Genomic DNA, 18144 nt, shown 5'->3' on the forward strand with positions numbered 1-18144 from the left:
TGCGGAGACACGACGCGGAGTGACTGCGTCACTCCCAAGGGGGCTGCGTCGCTGCGCGACGCCGGGCGGAGTGTGGCCCGATGGGCCGTCACCTGCGGTGACGGCGGGGTGGTCCCGGTTGTTCGGGGACTGTGGGTCCGCGGTGGCCGGCTGGCAACGGAGGGGGGCTGCCGCGGGGTTCTTCGGCTTAATTGTAGCAGGTCAGAAGGGGTTTTGATGGGCTGTCAGGTTATCTGTAACGGTGTCTCAGGGGGGTGCGGCCCCTGCGGGGCCGAGGTCGTGCCGCTCGCGCTGCGCGCTCCCTCTCAGTAGCAGTATGCACACGGTCCCGCGGAGTGTCCACCCCGCCGGCCCCTCCCCCGGCACGCCACACAACGTAACAACAACCCCGGACCAGCATCAGCAAGTGGTCTACACCAGACAGATCGCCAACAAAAGGAAAAACACCGATTCCCGACCCACCAAACCGACCCAACGTCAAATACTAAAACCGAAACACCCCCTGACCGAATACCAAAAACACAACCCCACAACCCCCCGCCAAAAACAGCCGCCGTAACTGCATGCGGGCGTGGTCGTTGGCAGGCCATGAACAACATGAGGCGTGTACTGGCCGCTGTCGCTCTCGCTGGGGCAGCCCTGTCCTTCGGGGGAGCGGCCCAGGCCGACGATGGCAGCAACTGGGCCATCAATCAGGGTCAGTCAAGGAACGCTGGCAGCGGCGCGGGGGCGGCCGTCGCAGAAGAGGACACCACGATCGACAACAATACGGAGCACACGGTGAAGCAGCCTGGAGTCATGTCCGACGCGCTCGACAGTCTGGGCCTTCAGTAACCAAAAACGCACGATATCTGAACCGCCATCACAAGCAACGCCCACACATAGCTGCGCCCCCGGCCTATTTGACCGGGGCGCAGCTATAAATAGCGGGATGGGTCAGGCTCCGATACCGACAGAAGAGACATATGCATAGGCTGCATAGTCGGAATCGAGGTCGGTGATGACGTCGTCCCAGATTTCATCCACCAGCGCCTCATCCCGAGCGCCCCACGCACTCACCAGGTCGGTCCAGATGTACCGAACGGTGATGGAGCGGTCGCTCAGGGGGCGGCTGTACTTGGAGTCGACGTGGCTCTGGTCGACGGGGTAGATCTCCATGCGGCGGCCGCGGCCGTCGTTGTCGAGGTGCCGGACGAGCCAGCCGGAGCGGATCAGGTTCTCGCGCCGGCGCCACCAGTACGCCGCGTCGATCCGCTCTCTGGACGCCGGGGAGGGTGTGGCCTTGCCGCGCGTCCAGGAGCGCAGGGAGCGGGCCGTGACGCCCTGTTCAGCCAAGGCCTCGCGGCCGGCGGGGCTGTCGAGGTACCGGAGGCGGGCGGCCAGGCCTCGCCGGGAGGTGACGGGCGAGGTGATACCCGAGGAGTGGACGATCCGGTTGAGCTCCAGGATCAGGGCCTCACCGCCCTTCATCCCGCGGGCGTCGTGCTTACCCCAGTCACCCCAGCGAGCCCACAGATTCTCGGATCCTGCCATCAGCGCTTACCCCCCAACGTGTAGGTGCTCTTTTCCTTCACCTGATTCAGGTCCCTGCCCTCCGCGAACACCAACCGCCAATCGCCGATCACGTGCAACTCATCCGTGCCGGAGATCTCCACGACCTGCAATCCGGCCTTGTGAATTTTGTTGGCTTTCATCCACAGATTCGCGAACGCTTTCGCGCGCATGATGTGCATCCAGTCCGGGCGCCGCATATCCCGATTCGCGGTGGATTCACCCAGGGTGGAGACCAACTTAGAATACATTGATTTCACATAATTCACGGTCAGTTCATCGCCCTCGGCAAGAGCCGTCTTACGAACTTCCGCAAGGGCGCGTCGGAGCTTTTCCAACAGGACTTCTGTGCCGCCGGAAACGAGCGAGCGGTGAATTACCGGGGTGTCGGTGAGGCCTTCGCGGGCGCAGTCGAGGAGCAGTCGGAGGGTGGATTCGCTGACCCACAACTCCCCCGGCTCCATCCGGTTGCCCAGCGGGTTGGGCAGGTCGGTGTGCTCCCACTCGGCCGGAGTGAGCAGGTGGATCCCGGACTTCTTCCGGTCGTGGACGCCGCTGGTGTCCTCGCGGAGCTGTCCGATCGGCAACCAGCACTTGAAGGCCGACAGGTAGGCCGCGTTCATGTCGAGGGCGGTCACCTCGAACGTCTCGCCCTTCTTGGCCGCCTGGAAGATGTGGGGGTTGCGCCACTTCGGGCGGCCCTCCCAGATCTCGTCCGACCCCTTCTGGGAGCGCTTGCGCAGCACGTCGGCGGTCGGCGGGAACTCCGAGTGCTCGTACCGGCCCCCGACCCGCGAGGCCTTGAACAAGGCCATCACGTCCGGGATCGCGGACTTGATGAGCGCGGCCTGGGCGGCGGCCAGGTCCCCCGTGCACTCCTCCAGCACCTCGTGCACCCGGCCCGTGATCTCGTCGACGAGCGTCCCGGAGGCGTAGGCCCGGGGCCCCCGCACCACGGCCGGCCCCGTCCTGGCCGGCTCCGGCGCGGGCTCGACCTCGACCTCGGGTTCAGGCTCCGGAGTGACGGGCTCCACCGCGACGGGCTCCGCCGGCTTCGGGGCCGGCGGCTCGGCGGGGAGCTGCTGCGGGACGGGGGCCGGTGCGGGTGCTGCCGGGGCCGACGCCGGGCCCGGGGCCGGGGGTACGGCGGCGACGGCGGCCGCGCACTCCTCGGCACTCAGGTGCTGCGGGAACCCTTCCAGTTCGTCACCGGTCGGCTGCCCGCACAGCACACACAACCCCACCGGTGCTGCGGGGGCGGGCGCGGCGGCGGCCGGCTCGGCGGCGAACAGGGCGGCGGGGGCCGGCTGCGCGATGGCCGAGGGAGCCACGGCGTCCGCGGGGCGCAGGGCAGGGATCGAGCCGTGGAGTACACCGACCGCGTGCGTGGGACCGGCCAGCAGGTCCAGGAAATGCAGACCGAAGTGCTCGGCGAGCCGGTCAACGTCCTCCAGCGACCAGTGCTGGCGCCCCGCCTGTTTGCGTGAGACCTGCGCCTGCGACAGGCCGAGGCCGTCGGCGAGGTCGTTCTGGCGCTCACCGGTGCGCGTCATCAGCGCTGCAACCGTGAGCCTGAGGAGATCCTCAACACCCATCATGCACGCTACTTTAGCATGCTCAATACTGATTCCGCATACTCAATGCATGAATTGAGTATGCGTTTTGGCTGGGTAGGTGCCCCTGGTCCGGGCGTAGCGGGGTTCGTCGTGTCGGACGACGTCAGAACGTAAGTGGGAGACGACACGAGATGTCAGTGGTCGGCGACATGGGGTGTGTCAGTAGGCGGTGACGACTCGGAGAGCGTCCGGAGGCTGTGGAGCACGTTGTCCTGCAAGCGGTCGAGGATGTCGCCGTGGGTGACCATCTCGGTGGCGGCGAGGTCTTCGAGGGCCTGGCGCTGGGCGGCGTGGTGCGGGTCGATCCCGCCGTCGCCCCAGACGCGCAGGAGGGCCTCCGCCTCGGAGGACTTGGTCGGTCCGCGTACAGAGGCGTGCGGCTTCCTCCGCCCGGTGGCTTCTACCGGCCCGCCCCCGTTGAAGGACGTGTGAGTACCAAGCCAAACGCAGGAGCGGGCGCCGGGCTGGATCGCGAGGCGGGACCGGCCGGTCATGTTGGGCCACGGCCGCCGGCCCCGCCGACATCGGTGTTCCCCCCAGGGGGACAGGAGCGGTCGATCGTTCATCCGGCGACCGCGCCTGTCCCGGGCGTGCCCTCGTCGAGGACCGCTCTTCGACCTACACGGGAGGTACTGCGTCGAAGATCATCGCCACGACGCCGGTGTAGTCGCCCGGCTGGAAGGTCGTCCCCTTCGCGCTGATTTTGAGCGGGGCCCTGTAATTGACATCCGACTCGGCTTCCCCGACCACCATCTGGGGCGTGAGTGTCAGTTCACGGGTGCGGACGGCCCCGGCGCCGTCCTGCGCGGGGGCCGGTTCGACGCTGCCCTCGGGGGCTGCCGTGATCAGCTGGGGGAGGGCGAGGGCGATGTCCGCGGCAAGGTCGCCGGGCTCACGTCCGAGGGCTTCAGCGGTCCGGGTGAGCTCGTCCTGCCCGATGACCAGGGTGATCTGTTCGGCGGTCACCGGCTCGTTGGGCCCGGAGCCGACCCAGGACCGCAACTGCGGTTCCAGGCCGGCGTCCGCGAGGTCCTTCACAGAGATCGACAGGGTGGTCGGCGTCGGTGCGCCGTCGTTCACGGGATCGGTCATGAAGGAACCCTCCCACCATCCAACCGCCGGAAGATGGAAACCGACGGGTTCCCGGATTCCGGAAGCAGATTGGCCACGAACCCGGTGCCCGAGATCCGTTCTGACCGAGAGTCTGCAGTGGGTTCGTCACCATTCGCTGGGTAGTACGCGGGACATCCCTGCGGCGGGAGGCTGACCCTTAGGCCGATAATCATGGGCTTGAGGCAGCGGTCGATCTGTCTCTGGGGCCGAGGCGGGCGCACTCCGGGGTTTGACGGACGCCATGATCGGCTTCCGGCCAGTGAGTTGAAGTCAGTAGTTGTCCGATTACGGTGCGTCATGAAAGGCTCCGGCCTGGCAGGCAACGGGCCTGCTGGTGAGGAGCCAACGTGTCCGAGACCACGCCCAACTCAAAGGGCCCCGCCAAGGTTCAGTTCCTGGAGCAGGGGGCGAGCCTTGGTCTGACTCCCGCACCCGGGGCCACGACACCCGACGTGTCAGCCGCGCCTCTGGAGAAGAGGGTCGACGTTCGGTCGCCCTCCGCCGCGCTCGACTTCATCAGGACAACCGAGGGGCACCTCGATGAGCTGACCGGTGTCCTGCAGCGGATGCGGGTGCTGTCGATCCAGTCGGCGAACGGCACCTACAGCGAAGAGGACCGCTCGGCGATCCAGATCGAGGTCGACCAGCTGACCGACGAGATCGCCAGAGTCGCCGACCAGGCCGACTTCAACAAGATGAAATTGCTCAGCGACGCCTCGGCCGAGGCCAACGTACAGGCGGCCGACGAGCTGGGCATGATGCCCGCGAAGATCAACACACCGGCGTCACTCGCGAACGCCCAGGCATCGTGGACACTGCGCGTGCACGTGGGCGCGAATACCGACGAGGCATTGGCAGTGAACATCTTCGCTGCCGACATCCAGCATCTCTTCGCCGGCGAGGCGGCCACCCCCGCGGATCAGGGCGCAGCCACCCCGGCCGATCAGCAGGGCGGAGTCGCCGTGGCGGGCCCGGTGAATGTCATGACGGCGATCGACGCAAACTCGACCATCGCAAAGATCGACGTCGCGATCAAGACTGTCACGGCCCAGCGATCGAACCTCGGGGCGTTCTCCAACCGTCTGGAGTCGGCCATCCGAAGCAACGACTACGCAGTGGAAAACCTGACGGCGAGCGACACAGGCATCGAAGGGGCTTGATGGTCGAGAGCGCGAAGGCTGAGTCCTGAGCGGTCCCTGTTCGGTGATTTACTCCGAGGCACCGTTCAGTCTCCGGACCGAGCCGACCGTGGTCACGCGCTCCTGCGGTGAAGTCTGGTCCGGCGACGCCAGACCAGACCTGCTTCTCACCGCTGGTTGAATCCACCCGGCGTACCGCTTCACGCACGACGGCTCCTCGATGCCCGGCGGGGGGGCAAGTACGCGACCGCCGACCGCAGCGCATTTTCTCGCCAACTGGACTCCAGCGGCGTGCGTGGCGACACCGGGGCCGGAGACTCCCTCCCCCGCCCGGCCGTGTGGCCGGCTGGCTGCCCTTCCGGCTCAGGGCCGTCAGCCGACCACAGCCTCCTCGGTTCACTGCCGGAGGTGTGCGGACAGCGATCTACGGGGCAATGGGACCGATTCTCTTGTCGGGGTGTGCCGACAGGACCTATCGGGTGGCGGAGAGGTTGGACAGGCCGAAGAGGTCCATCAGCCGAACGGGGTCGGCGCTGAGACGAGCCTCGTCGACGATTCGGTCCACGCGCAGGCGGCCGGCCGGCAGGCCGACTCGCTGGAAGAGCAACTGAACCACGCCGGCGCTGATGGGCGGGCCGGAGTCGTCGACGGCGGTGTTGCGGGTGACGAAGAAGTGGGGATTGGAGCTGTCGGGCCAGCGCTGGTGGCGCTGGAGCTCCCACGCTGTGGCCAGGCCCAGGGTGAAGACGTCGAGGTAGATGACGTGGTCCATGCGTCCCGCCCGGCGCAGGCGCAGTCGGCCCTTGCTGCGGTCGAGGTCGGTTCGCCGGAGGTGGGCGAGCTGTCCGGGGAGAAGGGCGTAGATGGCGACGAGGGCGACCATGAGGCGGTCGCGCGGGTCATCGAGGCGGTCCAGGAGACCGGCAATGCGGTCGGAAGGCAGCGCGGTCGGCACGGATCGGCTGCTGGTGAGGGAGACACTGCGGGCCAGGTCTCGGAACACGAGGCGTTCGCGTTTGAGGGCCCTGAAGAAGGAGCGCAGTGCGGTGTGCAGGCGGCGGGCCTGGTCACTGCGGAGCGGGTCCAGGGCGTCCTCGATGTGCTTCCTGGTGATCTCACGGGGATCGGTGAGCCCGTCGGCGATCCACGCTTCGAGGGTGCCCTAGATGGCGATCACGTAGTTCTCGATGGTCTTGGGGCTGCGGGCCCGGCTGGAGGTGCGGCCCTGGCCGAGGAGTACGTACCGCGGTGGAGAACGCCGGGCGGGCGATGGCAGTGGCGTGGTGCCGGGCTCGGGCGATGCACGAGTCGGTGGGCGGTCGCGCAGCGAGCAGACCGCGTAGGCGGAGGTAGGGCCCGTCGGCGTGCGCGGTGATCAGGGTGAGGGCGTCGTGGCCCGTCACCCCGACGTCCTCGCGGGCCTGCTTCAGGCATCCGGCTACCTGGCCGAGCACGAGACCTTCGTCACCGTCTTCGAGAAGATCCTGGACGAGCAGAAGTGGGAGACCCGGGCGGTCATCCAGCTGACCATCGACGGGTACTCGGACACCGAGATCGCGGACAAGCTGAAGATCACCAACGCGGCGGTGCGCATGCGCAGGAGCCGCTTCCGTGGGGTCGTCTACCAGGCCGCCCGGGAGCGGCGTATCCGGATCCCTGAGCAGCTCCACACCAAGGCCAAGATCAACCGCGCCAAGCAGCAGGCAGGTGCCGCGTGAACACGCCCGCCCCGACGTGCAGGTGCGGGTACGTCTCGTACATCGTTCCGCCGCCCGTGGGGGCGGCCGGGGCCGGGAGCAGCCCGCCCACCCCGTCGGGGTCGACGGTCTCGGCGTGCGCGGCCCCGGACATGACGGCGAGCGTGGTGAGCACCGCCATGACCGGGATGGCCACCGTCCGGCCCCGCAGGCGCCGCATCACCTGACCTCCCGGGACAGCGCGGACAGCACCGCGTCCACGGGGGCCGTCAGGTCGGTGTCGGCGACGTCCTCGCTCTGGGCCACCCACCAACCGCCCGCTTCCTGCGTCATGCGCAGCGCCACGAAGGACGTGTGCGGCCGCTTGCCGGGCCAGGTGACGGCGTGGGAGGTCATCACGCCCCAGCCGGCCGGGTATCGGGACGTGGCCGGGACCTGCACGGCGGGTCGGTCGACGACGACGGGCCCGCCCGGTGATCCGGGCGGGGCGTTTGTCGTTAACGAGCAGGCCCGTTGCCGGGCCACGGGTCAGCGCCGGCAGACGGCGACCCCGACGCCGACCGCCGCAGCCAGAGCCCCGGCCACCGTCGCCACCGTCGCAATCGGCCCGGTGAGCGACGGGTGGGCGACGCACATGTAACCGGCCGTTGCGAGGACCACGGCGCCGACGATGACCAGGCACAGCGTCAGGAGCGGGTCCGTGGCCGGCTGCTGGGGCGGCCGCGGGGGCTGCTGCTGAGGGGTCTGGGGCTGCGGGTCGGTAGCGGTGGACATGGGGTTCCCTCCCGAAAGAGCGGCCCCGGACGATCCGCGGACATGGCGCTGCACACCTCTCCCGGGGGTTGCAGTCTGCGCACTCCGGTGAGGGGCAGACAGCACAGTGCGGAACGCGGGGGTTAGCCGCGCAACCCCACCAGTGCAGGGCCGAGGAGTTCGTTCGATGTCGTCGGGCCGGACGACCGGCAGAGCTCCGCGCAGACGTCCTCGCGCGCAGGACACTGTCCTGGTGAACACTCGACGCGTCTTGGGCACGGGCCCCCGCGCCTCCGCTGCCTCCGCCGGATCCCGCAGGGCCCGCCTTGCCGCCGAGGGCACCGCGCCGGCTCCCCCGGCAGAGTCCGCCCCCGAGCCCCAGTCCGTACCCGGCCGCCGCACACTCGGCGAAGGCCCCACACGCCACTGACCAGTTCGCACCTCACTGGCCCGTGCCAGCGTCTTCGTTGCAGGAGCATGCACGCCGCCCAGGAAGCATGGGCGCTCAGCCAGATTTGGCGCGTAGGACCGTTGTGCCCAAGCTGCACCTGGTGGACCATCGCGCGATGGCGATGTGGGAGACGATCCTTGCAACGGTTAGTGGCCTTGGCGGGGCGGGCCTCGGCGCCGGCGGCGCCCTCTTGGTGCAGCGGGCGAAACGACGTGACGATGCCGCAGCCGCAGCCGCAACCGCCCGGCGAGCGGAGGAAGAGCTCACACTGGAGATCATCGCCGCAGCACGCGCTGCGGCCAGGGCGTGGCTGATTGCTGCTGAGCGCGCGATCAGCGACCTGCAGCTGGGCCGGGCTGTCGACGCCGAGCGCTATGACGGGCAGCTGCAAGCGGAGCTGAGGGAGTTCACCTCGGGGCTGTATCGCATGGCGGGCCGCCGGCTTCCCGACACCCGGCTGACAGGCACCTGGACCCGCCCGGCTGGTCCCTTCGACTCCCGTCCGCTCGTGGACCAACTCTCAGATACCTCTCAGCGCATTCGTGAGGCTATCCATCACGGCACAGGGTCGCCGCTGCCGCAGACGGAACTCGAAGGAACCCTTACGGAGGCACGCTCCACCTTCTGGGCGATCAACGAATTCTTGATTCGGAACACCCAAGCCCTCACTGAACAGTTGTTCCCGCCCCCGATGGAACAGTTGCTTCCGCCCCCGATGATGGCCCCAGCCCCCGACTGGGCGGCGCACTCGGCGCCTGGCCAACCGCATGAATGACGGGGGGACCGGCACCCACATGAGGCAGTCAGACGCAAGTACCGACGCGCTTCCAGAACTCGACAACACAGTCCTGCGCCGCCACAGACCGTTCCCGGTTCTGACAAACAATCGCTGCTGCCTCTCGGCGACAAAGCCAGCCCCGTCATGGGTGACGCTCCCTCGCCCGTCGGCGTGTGGCCCTGTACAGCCCTGTGCTGGCCTGATGGGCGGTCAAGCGGCGTGGATATCTCGGGGGGTGGCGTTGATCGCCGTACGGGGCGCGCAGGGCTGCGTACGGGCAGTCACGGACATGGGCCCGCCCGGCACCTGAACGGGCACCGGGCAGGTCTTGAACGGGGCCTAGGAAGCCAGGGCGGCCTTCGCCGCCTCGTATAGGGCGTTCGGGTGCGAAAGCGACCACGGGGCCGGAGCGGCCGCCTGCTGCTCTTGGACGTCGGCGGTGACGTCCGGCACGGGGGCCTCAAGAACGGGTTCGTTCTCGAAGTGGCCGGGGGCGAACGGGTCCTCCTCGACCGGGAAGGCGTCGGCCTCGGGGTCGGCGGGGTCCTGGTCGTGGGCGGCGTGGAGGGGGGCAGGGACAACCGGCCGGGCCGCGGCGGCGTCCAGTGCGGCGAACTGCTCGGTGAGTTCGGCGCGGAGGCGGGCGGTCTCCTCAGCCTCGGCGGCCGCGGCGGCCTCCCGGGCTGCCCGGCGGGCGGCGGCCTCCTCGCGGCGCGTGTTCTCCTCCAGAGCCTCCCCGTGCGCCTGCTCCCGTTCCTCCGCCAACTGCCGGGCCCGGAGCTCCGCCGCGGCCGCAGCGCGAACCTGCTGCTCGGCGAGGAGCTGCGCCCCCTTCGCCTGGGCGATCCGCTCCGCGGCTCGGTACTGGCAGGTGTTGCACTCCTCGCCGGTGTTGAGGAACACCCCGGCCTCACAGTTCGGGTGGTCGCACTCGTGGGTGGTGAGCAGCGCGGCGAGGTAGCCGGCCGGTCGGGCGATCCGATCCCCGTCCTTGTAGCCAGCGCTTGAACGGAGAGGGCCCCCGGCCTGGTGCCACCCGATGCTCAGCCGGAGCGCGGCGTGCTCGGGGCGGCGCGGGTACATCGCGTACGGCCCCCGAGCGGGCGTCCGCGTAGTGCCCGAGGAACTCCCGTACCGCGCGGCGCAGGGTGGAGATGCGGGCGGCCGGGGAGGTCAGCACCCCGAGGTCGTCGAGCATCGCGTACACCTCGCCCTCACCGGCCACCGGCTTCAGCTCCGAGACCTGAAGAGGGCCCTTCGCTGCCCGCTTCTTCGGCTTCGCCGCCGCGGCGCCGGCCTCCTCCCCCTCCTCCGTTGCTGCCGACTCCGAGGAGTCCGCCCTCCGTGTCGGGATCCCACTGGGCGAAGCCCCATGGATCGGCTGCGGCGGCGTCCGCGCCTAAGCCCACATGAGGCCGCCTGCGCGCCTCCCACGGTTCCTGCTGCGGGAGGAGACAGGGCGTCACACGCGTCCGCACACACGCGACCTGAGGACCCTTACGCAGGGCCCGGACGCCCTTCAACCCACAGCGTCGGCTGGGCGGACCCCTGCGGGCCCGCCCAGCCGACGCTTCGGTTCAGACCCTCTCGGTCAGACGACAGACGTCCTCCCCGGACATCGCTTCGGCAGAGGCTTCGTCCTCTGTCCCAAGCCGGTCACTGATCCGCCGGCACACCTGTCCGAACTTCCGGCGCAGCCGCGCCACCTTGGGCGCCCAGTACTCCCGCACCAGCACACCCAGGTGCTTGACGACCGGCGGCACCACGACCACCAGGACGACTCCGACGGCCACGGCCGCCACGATCGGATACTCCGCGGCCAGCGACATGACCGCGTCGATGATGCTCTTCAACTTGATCTCCACATCGATGAACGGGCGCAGCGCCCGATCGGAGATCAGGCAGTCAGCACCCAGAAAGGGCTGGAGGCATCGAGCTGGAGACCGAGTTCCGGCCCACGGGGAACTTCGGGTGAAGCCATCCGGATCACACCGCACGGAGAGCACGCGAGCGGCGGCCCATGGTCGACGTACTCGTACGCAGCCGGGGACAACCACCGCTGGATGGCCAGCAGGAGGTCAGCCCGCCACACCGCGATCATGTCGGCAAGCGCGGCAAGGTCGCCGAACTCCGCTACGTGGAGGAGGGCGAGGGGCCTTGCTTCGCGTTCGCGCCAACCGAAGCTGCTCGTCGGCAGGACATCGTCGACGGTCTGTGCCAACAGCCCCGCCGACAGCACATACGCGCCGAAAATCTCGGGACCGCTGGCCCCCTTCGCGGGCCGCTCGTCCTCGTACTTGTACGTGTACCCGTACTCGTGTGGCCGCCGAAGTTCATCGACTCGCGCCTGCGAAACCTCACCGAAGGCCTCGCCCAAGAGCACGCCGAACGCGCCACGAGCGTCCTCGGCAGCCGCCGAACCACGCCGAAACGCCTCAAGAAGTGAGGTCAGGCGCGATTGGCCGGACCACATCACGCCCAAGCGCGTCGCTCGGCCCGGCCTCTGCACGAGGGTTTCGGTCAGGGTCTCGGCCCCCCGAAGCGTGTCCTGGTATGGGAGACCGTCGAGCATGGCAAGGGCGAGGCGGTACGTGGAGTCGGCCAATTCCTGACTCGGAGCAGGAGCAAGGATCGAGATCACGGGACTCGTGTCTCGGTCCCTCTGCTCCACCGTCGTCATACCGACAAGCGTACCGGCGCCGTGAGACGGTCCGTCGAGGTTTGCAGCCCGGTGGTACTGCTTCCGAAGAACCGGGCACCGGGCCTCACCCGCACACGCCATGTCGGCGCGAGGGCGCGGCCGCCCCCGGCCTGCGACGGCCTCGCGCCGGACGGCTCCACCCGAGAACAGGATCCCGTCGGCTCGGAACGGGCGGCCCCACCCAACCGCCTGAACCGCCGGCACCCTGCCGCTCCGGCACCCGACGTCACAGGCGGCTCGCTGAGCGCCTGTCACAGAGCCCTGAAGCCGAGGAGGCTCGGGCAACCCGCGCGTCCGCGTATGAGGCGCCTACAGCCCACACGGAGGGCTTTCGGCCAAGGGTGTGCCCGGCGCCCCGTATTGGGGCACTGGGCGAGTGGGTGGTTCTACCGGCCGAGCGGGGCAAGACGGGCCTGTGCCTGCTGCTCACGCCACGCCAGGTACTCCGCGCTCGGCGGCGGTGCCAACCCCCACGAGCTGTCCTCCTCGGGGCCGGGTTCCTCGGCCGGTCCGTGGCAGTCGGGGGCCGCATCGGCGAACTGCCCCTGCTGGGCGACGTCAAGGTCGAGCGCCGGGCCAGCCGGATCCGCGTTGGGTGCAGTTCCTTTGAAGGGAAGTGCTGAGCTGGGAGAACGCTGATCGGGCTGTGTTCGGGGCTTCTCGTCTCTACCGTGGTGGTGGAGGAGGGGGAGCGGATGGGCTCGCTGTTCGAGGAGTTGGAAGCCCGCGAGGCGGCCGCCCGGGTTCGGGTGGAAGAGCTCGAAGCCGAGCTCGCTGAGCTGTCCGGGAGGCTGGAGGTGGCCCGGGAGGGGCTGGAGCGTCTGCGGATCACGCGGGCGACGGTCGCCGAAGTGCTCGCGGAGATGGATCCGCAAGTGTCCGTGGCGGCGGCCGGTGCCGGACAGTCGCCTGCGGGTGAGCGGGCGGTGTCGGCGTATGCGGGGGCCGAGAGGCAGGTAATCGGGGTGCTGACCGTGCCGAACTGGCAGCCCGGGATGATGCCGGATGTGCTGCCGTCGGTGTACCGCGACATCGTGGAGGTGGTGGCGGACGCGCCGGGGCCGGTCCGCGCCAAGCAGATCGTGCCAAGGATCGGACTGCCGGCCGAGACCGGGAAGATCGAGGGAACCCGGTCAAAGCTGAAGCGGCTGGTGGAACGGGGCTGGCTGGACGAGGACACCCCCGGCATGTTCACCCCGGCCCGCCGCCGATCGGATGCTTCGCCTAACTCCAGCTGATAACAGGGCTCTTCCCCCTACATTCGAAGGTGCGACCCAATCGGATGCAGGACAGGAAGAGCCCCGGAGATGAAACCGTACGACACTCATGCCACCGCTGACCTCTTTGCCCGCTCGGTCAGTGCCTTCGAGACGCTGATGCGCACCCTGTCGGGCACGGATGCGGGCGCGTGGACCCACGCCGAGCTGGAAGAACACCTCGACGCCGCCGGGCGGGAGCTGTTACGGCAGCTGCTGCAGGACCATTTGGACCTGCGTGCGATGCGCGAAGAACAGCCGGTCCGCGCCGGCAGCAGGCCTCTCGTGGTGGGGCCGGAGGGACGAGGCAGGCCCTGGCGGGAGACGGGACACTCCCGCTGGCTGGCCACTGTGTTCGGGCTGGTCCGCGTTGGCCGGGTTGCTCATCGGGGCCCGGGCGTCGGCAACGTGCACCCCGCCGACGCCGCGCTGTCACTTCCTGCGGGCCGGCACTCTATGGGCCTGCGCCGGCTCGCGGTCACCGAAGCCGTGCGCGGCTCGTTCGACCAAGCCCAGCAGGCGGTCGAGCGTCGCTGCGGGAAGGTGCTGGGCAAACGCCGACTCGAAGAACTGGTGGTCGCGGCCGCGGTCGACGCCGACAGCTTCTACCAGGCCCGGATCCCGTTCCCATGCAGCCGGCAGATGCCGCTGGTGGTCCAGGTGGACGGCAAGGGCGTGGTCATGCGGCCCGAGGCCCTGCGAGAGGCCACCCGCCGGGCCGCCGCGAAAGCCGCCAGCGGTCATCGCGGCCGGCTCGCGCCAGGCGAGAAGCCGAACCGGAAGCGGATGGCGACCGTGGCCTGTGTCTTCGACACCCGCCCGGCCCCCAGGCGCCCCCACGACGTGATCCACCCGCCCGGCGGCCGAAGGGGCGAACGCCCCGCTCGCCCGGGGCCGAAGGCCGAGAACAAATGGTGCACAGCCTCGCTGGTCCGCCCGCCCGCGCAGGTCATCGCCGACGCATTCGACCAAGCCCAGGCCCGCGACCCGAAGCATCTGCGGCCGTGGATCGTCCTCGTCGACGGCGCCCGTCATCAGCTTGACCTGGTCACCGCCGAGGCTGGCCGGCGCGGTGTCACGCTGCACGTGCTGCTGGACTTCGTGCACGTCGCCGAGTACGTCTGGGCCGCCGCCCACGCCTTCAACAAGCCCGGCACCACCGAGGCCGAAGGCTGGGCGGCCGACCATCTGACCGCGATCCTCGCTGGCCATGCCTCCCGCACCGCCGACCAGATGACCGCCCAAGCCGACCGGGAACACCTGTCGGCCGCCCGACGCGAGGCCGTCGACGCCTGCCACCGCTACCTGACCGGCCACCTCGACCAGCTCCGCTACGACACCGCGCTCAACAGCGGGTGGCCGATCGCCACAGGGGCGGTCGAGGGCGCCTGCCGTCATCTGATCGCTGATCGCCTCGACATCACCGGCGCCCGCTGGGGCCTGGACGGAGCCGAAGCCGTCCTACGGCTCCGCGCGGTCGTCGCCAACGGCGACCTCGACTCCTACTGGCGCTACCACGCAGCCCGCGAGCACGAGCGCCTCTACCCCGCGACCGACCAGCAGGAATACGACCTCATGGCTTGATTCGGGACTTGTCCGAAGACATAGAAATACCCAGCAGAGTTGACGTCCAAGGTGTCCTCGGGTCTCCTGCTGAGATGTCTGATCTTCGTATCCAGCGGCCGGACGGCGACGCCATGCTCAAAGACTGGCAGTACGCCCACAACGTGATCATTCCTACCCATTCCCTGTGCCTGGACGAAGTACGGGAACGTGCCCAGCGCCACCACCTGGAGATCGCGTATCTCGGTGACGATCTCGTGGGCTGCAGCACGGTCCGCCCGCCGACGGACGAAACACGGACGGCCACAGTCATCGCCCGAGTGCTCGCCCCTCACCGCAGGCAGGGGTTCGGCGGGGAACTCTATGCGCGCGGGGTCAACCGGGCACGGGAACTGGGGGCCGAGGTGATCGAGACCGTCGTTCTGTCCTCCAATGAGGACGGACTCCGGTTTGCGCTGAAGCACGGCTTCGTCGAGACCGAGCGATACCTGCTACCTGGAGACACGATCCCCTGGATCGACTTGCGGCTCTCCTGACTGGAACAGACCCGATGCGGGTTCACCACCCATCCGCACCTTCCCTTCAGAAGAGCCACACCCATCGCCTTTCGTGCCCTAGTGCCGCATCAGGCAACGTTCGCCCTGTGACTTCGCGCTGCAGTTGGCCCTTAAGCGGTCTATTTGGCCGCTGAGCGGTGTAATTGGCCCGTGCGGTCCCGTCTAGGCTCCCGATCATGGACATGGGTGAATGGTGGGCGATGCACGAGGAGCTGCGGGGGCGGGTTCCCGCGTGGCATCCGGCCGGGGTGGTCGTCGAGGTCGACGGGCCGGTCGTACGTCGGCACTACGGCACGCACGGCACCGCTGAGCATGCTCCCCACATGGCAGGCACGGACACCGCCGCAGTGGTGCGCAACCAGCAGGAGGCGTTCGCGGAGCGTGGTGAGCCGGTGGAGTGGAAGGTGTATGGGCACGATTCGCCGGACCTGGCACAGCAACTGACAGCGGCGGGCTTCACCCCGGGCTGGGAGCGCTCTGTGCTGATCGCCGCCCCGCTGCCCAGTGAGCAGCCCACCGACGTGACGGAGCCCCGGGAGGGGGTCCACGACCTGTACCGGGTACGGAGCCAGGCTGAGCGGGCCTGGGAGGTCGCCGTCGGCTCCCCCGGGCCCCACGCGGCACCGTACGCGGAAATGATCGCGGACGGTTCTTCTGACGAGGGTGACGTCCTCATCGAGGTCCTGCTCGAGGCCGGGATAGTCACCGAGGTCGCCTGGGCGCACGGCGACGAAATCCCTTTCACTCTCATCGGCGGCTTCACCAGCGAAGATGCGAACTTCGTCAAGGCCGTCACCGACCGCTGGCGGCAGAAGAGCTGGCTCAACCACCCCCTGCTCGCCGAAGCCGACGGCTCCCTGCGTGAGAGCCTCCTGGAAGCCGGCTTCACCGAGGCCGCCACTGTCCGCTCCTACCACTGGAGTCCGCCAGGCAGCCCCGAGAGCACCCGCCCCGCACAGTTCCTCGACTGGCTCCACGACGACGGTCCTCTGTGGGACCGCTTCTACGCAGACTTCGACTTCAAGCCGATCACCACCTACCGGCCTGCGATCACCGATCCCGTTCCCTCCGCGGTCTGGAACCTGCACTCTCACCACCGGATCGTCCCGGACCTCCCCGCGGAGCTCGACGCGATCGTCCAGCGCGGACTGCTCGTCGCCACCGAGCCCCGGGAGTTCATCCACTGGCTCGACTGGAATCACGACGGCTACCGCTACGACCCCCGCCGCACCGACGTTCCCGGACGCCCGCCCCGGCCTGGCAAAGGCGCCTATCCCAACGGCGACTACTACCTCCACCTCACCGCTGACCTGCGCCTGGGTACCTTCGGCCACCCCTGGGAACAGACACTGACCGTCTGGGGACCGAAGCTGCTCGCGGCCATCGAGGCGGACCTGACCGAGTTGCTTGGAAAGCCGATCAGGCGCCGCGAGTAACGGTGCCGACCCTATGGTGCGTCCTCGTCTCCGCTCGGGTACGGACACAGCAATAGCCCAGGAGCGGTCCCTCCTGATCAACGTTCGCTGCGGCGCGGGCTGAGCGATGTAGTTGGCCGGACGGGCCAAGTAGGCCGCTAAGTCACACGCCCCGTCCTGCCGGACGGGGCGGCGGCAGGCAACTGTCGGACGGGGTCCGCGTAGTCTCGCGGGGTGCATTCTCATCTGACCTTCGAGAACCCTCCTGCGCTGCCTCACGAGGTGGTGGTCGAGATGTTGGAGCGGGCTCTGCGCGACCACTCGGCGGAGGGCGGGGCGGCGGGCGTCCTGGTCGGGACCGCGTTGAACGACGACGACGCGGAGTTTGTCGAGCACTGGTGCGTGCAGGTCGGGACGCGGGCAGTGTCTGGCAGTCCGTTGCTCGGGCTGGCCGGCCTGTGCCTTGGACACACCGCTCGACGCTTCGGGCGCCTCAGCAATGAAGCCCTCGCGCTTGCACAGTCGCTGGCGACGCGGGCCGAGGCCGACCCGTCGGACGTGGACGGTCGGGCCGTCGACGGCTATGACGACGTCCGGAGCTTCCTGCACCTGTGGTGACGACCGTTGTCGCCGTGGCAGGTCAGGCTGCGTTGGCCCGGCTCACCAGGGCTTTGAGGCGCTTGTCGGCGGCGTGCTTGTTTCGCCAGATGATGTAGCGGCGGATCATGCTGCCCTGGGCCTTATGGCTGGGGTGGTCCGTGCCGTCGAGGGCGAAGTAGCGCAGGGCGGTGAACTGAGCCTCGATCCGGTTGAGCCAGGAGCTGTTGGTCGGGGTGTAGGCGATCTCGACGTTGTTCGTCGCGGCCCAGGTCCCGACTCGCTGGCACCGCTTGGTCGTCAGGTGCGGTGAGTAGTTGTCGCAGATGATCGCGATGCGTGGGCCGGTCGGGTGGAGGGAGCGGAGGTAGCGGCAGAACTCCAGGAATTTCGACCGGTTCTTGGTCTTCTTGATGTGGCCGTAGAGCTGGTCTTTGCGCAGGTCGTAGGCGGCGAACAGGTGTCTCACCCCGTGCGGTCGGGTGTAGGTCGCGCGGCGGCGCGGCCGCGGTTCGCGGTCGGGGTCCTTGTGCTTGCCGCCGCGTTCGGCCCACTGGCGGCCGGGGTGGGGCTGGAGGTTGAGCGGCCCGAACTCGTCCAGGCAGAACACGACCTCGGGTTCGCCGGGCTCGGGGAGGACCTCGCCGTCGGCGATGGCGTAGAGGTGCTCGACGCGGGCCTTCTTCGTCGCGGGGCACGGTCCCAGATCTCGTCCGCCATGGCCTCGTCCCGGGCGGCCCGGACGTGGACCAGGTCGGGCCAGATGTACTGGACCGTGATGGAGCGGTCGTTGAGAGGGCGGGTGCACTTGGCGTCGACGTGACTCTGGTCGACCGGGTGGAGCAGCAACGTGGTCACCCCCATGACAGCCAAGATCAGAAGCCCAACAGGGCACAGACAGGAACAACGGTCTCGACCTGGCTGACGCCCACCCGCTGCCACCAGCCCGTCCATTCA

At 68.8% G+C, this 18144-nt stretch carries 19 protein-coding genes and 1 pseudogene; 8 read left to right on the forward strand and 12 right to left on the reverse strand.

Annotated features, from left to right (window positions below; all coding sequences use genetic code 11):
- Window positions 1-936: 936 nt before the first annotated feature.
- From OG624_RS00005 to OG624_RS00020, 4 genes are all read right to left on the reverse strand, one after another.
- Entirely contained in the window at window positions 937-1533 is a 597-nt protein-coding gene (locus tag OG624_RS00005; protein ID WP_331719565.1) for a hypothetical protein, read from the reverse strand.
- Window positions 1533-3149, reverse strand: coding sequence for a helix-turn-helix domain-containing protein (locus tag OG624_RS00010; RefSeq protein ID WP_331719566.1), 1617 nt, complete (start codon window positions 3147-3149; stop codon window positions 1533-1535). Before OG624_RS00010 ends, OG624_RS00005 begins: the two co-directional genes overlap by 1 nt.
- 152 nt (window positions 3150-3301) lie before the next feature.
- The gene (locus tag OG624_RS00015; RefSeq protein ID WP_331719567.1) at window positions 3302-3661 is read right to left on the reverse strand and encodes a hypothetical protein; all 360 of its coding nucleotides are present in this window, start codon (window positions 3659-3661) and stop codon (window positions 3302-3304) included.
- 124 nt (window positions 3662-3785) lie between these two features.
- Window positions 3786-4259 carry a YidB family protein gene (locus tag OG624_RS00020; RefSeq protein WP_331719568.1) on the reverse strand — a complete coding sequence of 158 codons (474 nt, stop codon included), beginning with the start codon at window positions 4257-4259 and terminating at the stop codon, window positions 3786-3788.
- Between the two features lie 368 nt (window positions 4260-4627).
- Here OG624_RS00020 and OG624_RS00025 point away from each other — a divergent pair, with 368 nt between their 5' ends.
- A complete protein-coding gene (locus OG624_RS00025) occupies window positions 4628-5440 on the forward strand; it encodes a flagellin N-terminal helical domain-containing protein (protein WP_331719569.1) in 813 nt (270 codons plus the stop codon).
- A 451-nt stretch (window positions 5441-5891) separates the two neighbouring features.
- On the opposite strand, the gene OG624_RS00030 is transcribed toward OG624_RS00025, so the two are convergent.
- Window positions 5892-6422 carry a hypothetical protein gene (locus OG624_RS00030; RefSeq protein WP_331719570.1) on the reverse strand — a complete coding sequence of 177 codons (531 nt, stop codon included), beginning with the start codon at window positions 6420-6422 and terminating at the stop codon, window positions 5892-5894.
- Window positions 6423-6810: 388 nt separating this feature from the next.
- Here OG624_RS00030 and OG624_RS00035 point away from each other — a divergent pair, with 388 nt between their 5' ends.
- Window positions 6811-7137 carry a hypothetical protein gene (locus OG624_RS00035; protein ID WP_371638815.1) on the forward strand — a complete coding sequence of 109 codons (327 nt, stop codon included), beginning with the start codon at window positions 6811-6813 and terminating at the stop codon, window positions 7135-7137.
- Here OG624_RS00035 and OG624_RS00040 read toward each other — a convergent pair.
- The 3 genes from OG624_RS00040 to OG624_RS00050 all read right to left on the reverse strand — a co-directional run bounded on the left by OG624_RS00040 (window position 7103) and on the right by OG624_RS00050 (window position 7890).
- The gene (locus OG624_RS00040; RefSeq protein WP_331719572.1) at window positions 7103-7336 is read right to left on the reverse strand and encodes a hypothetical protein; all 234 of its coding nucleotides are present in this window, start codon (window positions 7334-7336) and stop codon (window positions 7103-7105) included. The two genes, OG624_RS00035 and OG624_RS00040, sit on opposite strands and share 35 nt — an antisense overlap.
- Entirely contained in the window at window positions 7336-7512 is a 177-nt protein-coding gene (locus OG624_RS00045) for a hypothetical protein (RefSeq protein ID WP_331719573.1), read from the reverse strand. The genes OG624_RS00040 and OG624_RS00045 overlap by 1 nt, the downstream gene beginning before the upstream one ends.
- A gap of 132 nt (window positions 7513-7644) precedes the next feature.
- Complete coding sequence (locus OG624_RS00050) at window positions 7645-7890, reverse strand: hypothetical protein (protein ID WP_331719574.1); 246 nt, start codon at window positions 7888-7890, stop codon at window positions 7645-7647.
- Window positions 7891-8402: 512 nt separating this feature from the next.
- Between OG624_RS00050 and OG624_RS00055 the strand changes: the two genes are divergently transcribed.
- Entirely contained in the window at window positions 8403-9095 is a 693-nt protein-coding gene (locus OG624_RS00055; protein ID WP_331719575.1) for a hypothetical protein, read from the forward strand.
- A 342-nt stretch (window positions 9096-9437) separates the two neighbouring features.
- On the opposite strand, the gene OG624_RS00060 is transcribed toward OG624_RS00055, so the two are convergent.
- The 3 genes from OG624_RS00060 to OG624_RS00070 form a co-directional block, all read right to left on the reverse strand.
- Entirely contained in the window at window positions 9438-10181 is a 744-nt protein-coding gene (locus tag OG624_RS00060; RefSeq protein WP_331719576.1) for a hypothetical protein, read from the reverse strand.
- Between the two features lie 494 nt (window positions 10182-10675).
- On the reverse strand, window positions 10676-10951 hold the full coding sequence (locus tag OG624_RS00065) for a hypothetical protein (protein WP_371638816.1): 276 nt from the start codon (window positions 10949-10951) through the stop codon (window positions 10676-10678).
- Window positions 10952-10995: 44 nt separating this feature from the next.
- Window positions 10996-11778, reverse strand: a complete 783-nt coding sequence (locus OG624_RS00070) for a hypothetical protein (protein WP_331719578.1) — start codon at window positions 11776-11778, stop codon at window positions 10996-10998.
- 692 nt (window positions 11779-12470) lie between these two features.
- Here OG624_RS00070 and OG624_RS00075 point away from each other — a divergent pair.
- The 5 genes from OG624_RS00075 to OG624_RS00095 all read left to right on the forward strand — a co-directional run bounded on the left by OG624_RS00075 (window position 12471) and on the right by OG624_RS00095 (window position 17208).
- Complete coding sequence (locus tag OG624_RS00075; protein WP_371638817.1) at window positions 12471-13037, forward strand: hypothetical protein; 567 nt, start codon at window positions 12471-12473, stop codon at window positions 13035-13037.
- A 69-nt stretch (window positions 13038-13106) separates the two neighbouring features.
- Window positions 13107-14639: an ISKra4 family transposase gene (locus OG624_RS00080; protein WP_331719580.1), complete on the forward strand. Its 1533-nt coding sequence runs from the start codon at window positions 13107-13109 to the stop codon at window positions 14637-14639.
- 74 nt (window positions 14640-14713) lie between these two features.
- A complete protein-coding gene (locus tag OG624_RS00085) occupies window positions 14714-15154 on the forward strand; it encodes a GNAT family N-acetyltransferase (protein ID WP_331719581.1) in 441 nt (146 codons plus the stop codon).
- Window positions 15155-15351: 197 nt separating this feature from the next.
- Window positions 15352-16611, forward strand: a complete 1260-nt coding sequence (locus OG624_RS00090) for a DUF2716 domain-containing protein (protein ID WP_371638818.1) — start codon at window positions 15352-15354, stop codon at window positions 16609-16611.
- Between the two features lie 213 nt (window positions 16612-16824).
- On the forward strand, window positions 16825-17208 hold the full coding sequence (locus tag OG624_RS00095) for a hypothetical protein (RefSeq protein ID WP_246555937.1): 384 nt from the start codon (window positions 16825-16827) through the stop codon (window positions 17206-17208).
- Window positions 17209-17230: 22 nt separating this feature from the next.
- Here the strand turns inward: OG624_RS00095 and OG624_RS00100 are convergent.
- A pseudogene (locus OG624_RS00100) lies at window positions 17231-17887 on the reverse strand (transposase); the annotation flags it as partial.
- Between the last annotated feature and the right edge of the window lie 257 nt (window positions 17888-18144).

Source organism: Streptomyces virginiae (genome assembly GCF_041432505.1).
GTDB lineage: Bacteria > Actinomycetota > Actinomycetes > Streptomycetales > Streptomycetaceae > Streptomyces > Streptomyces virginiae_A.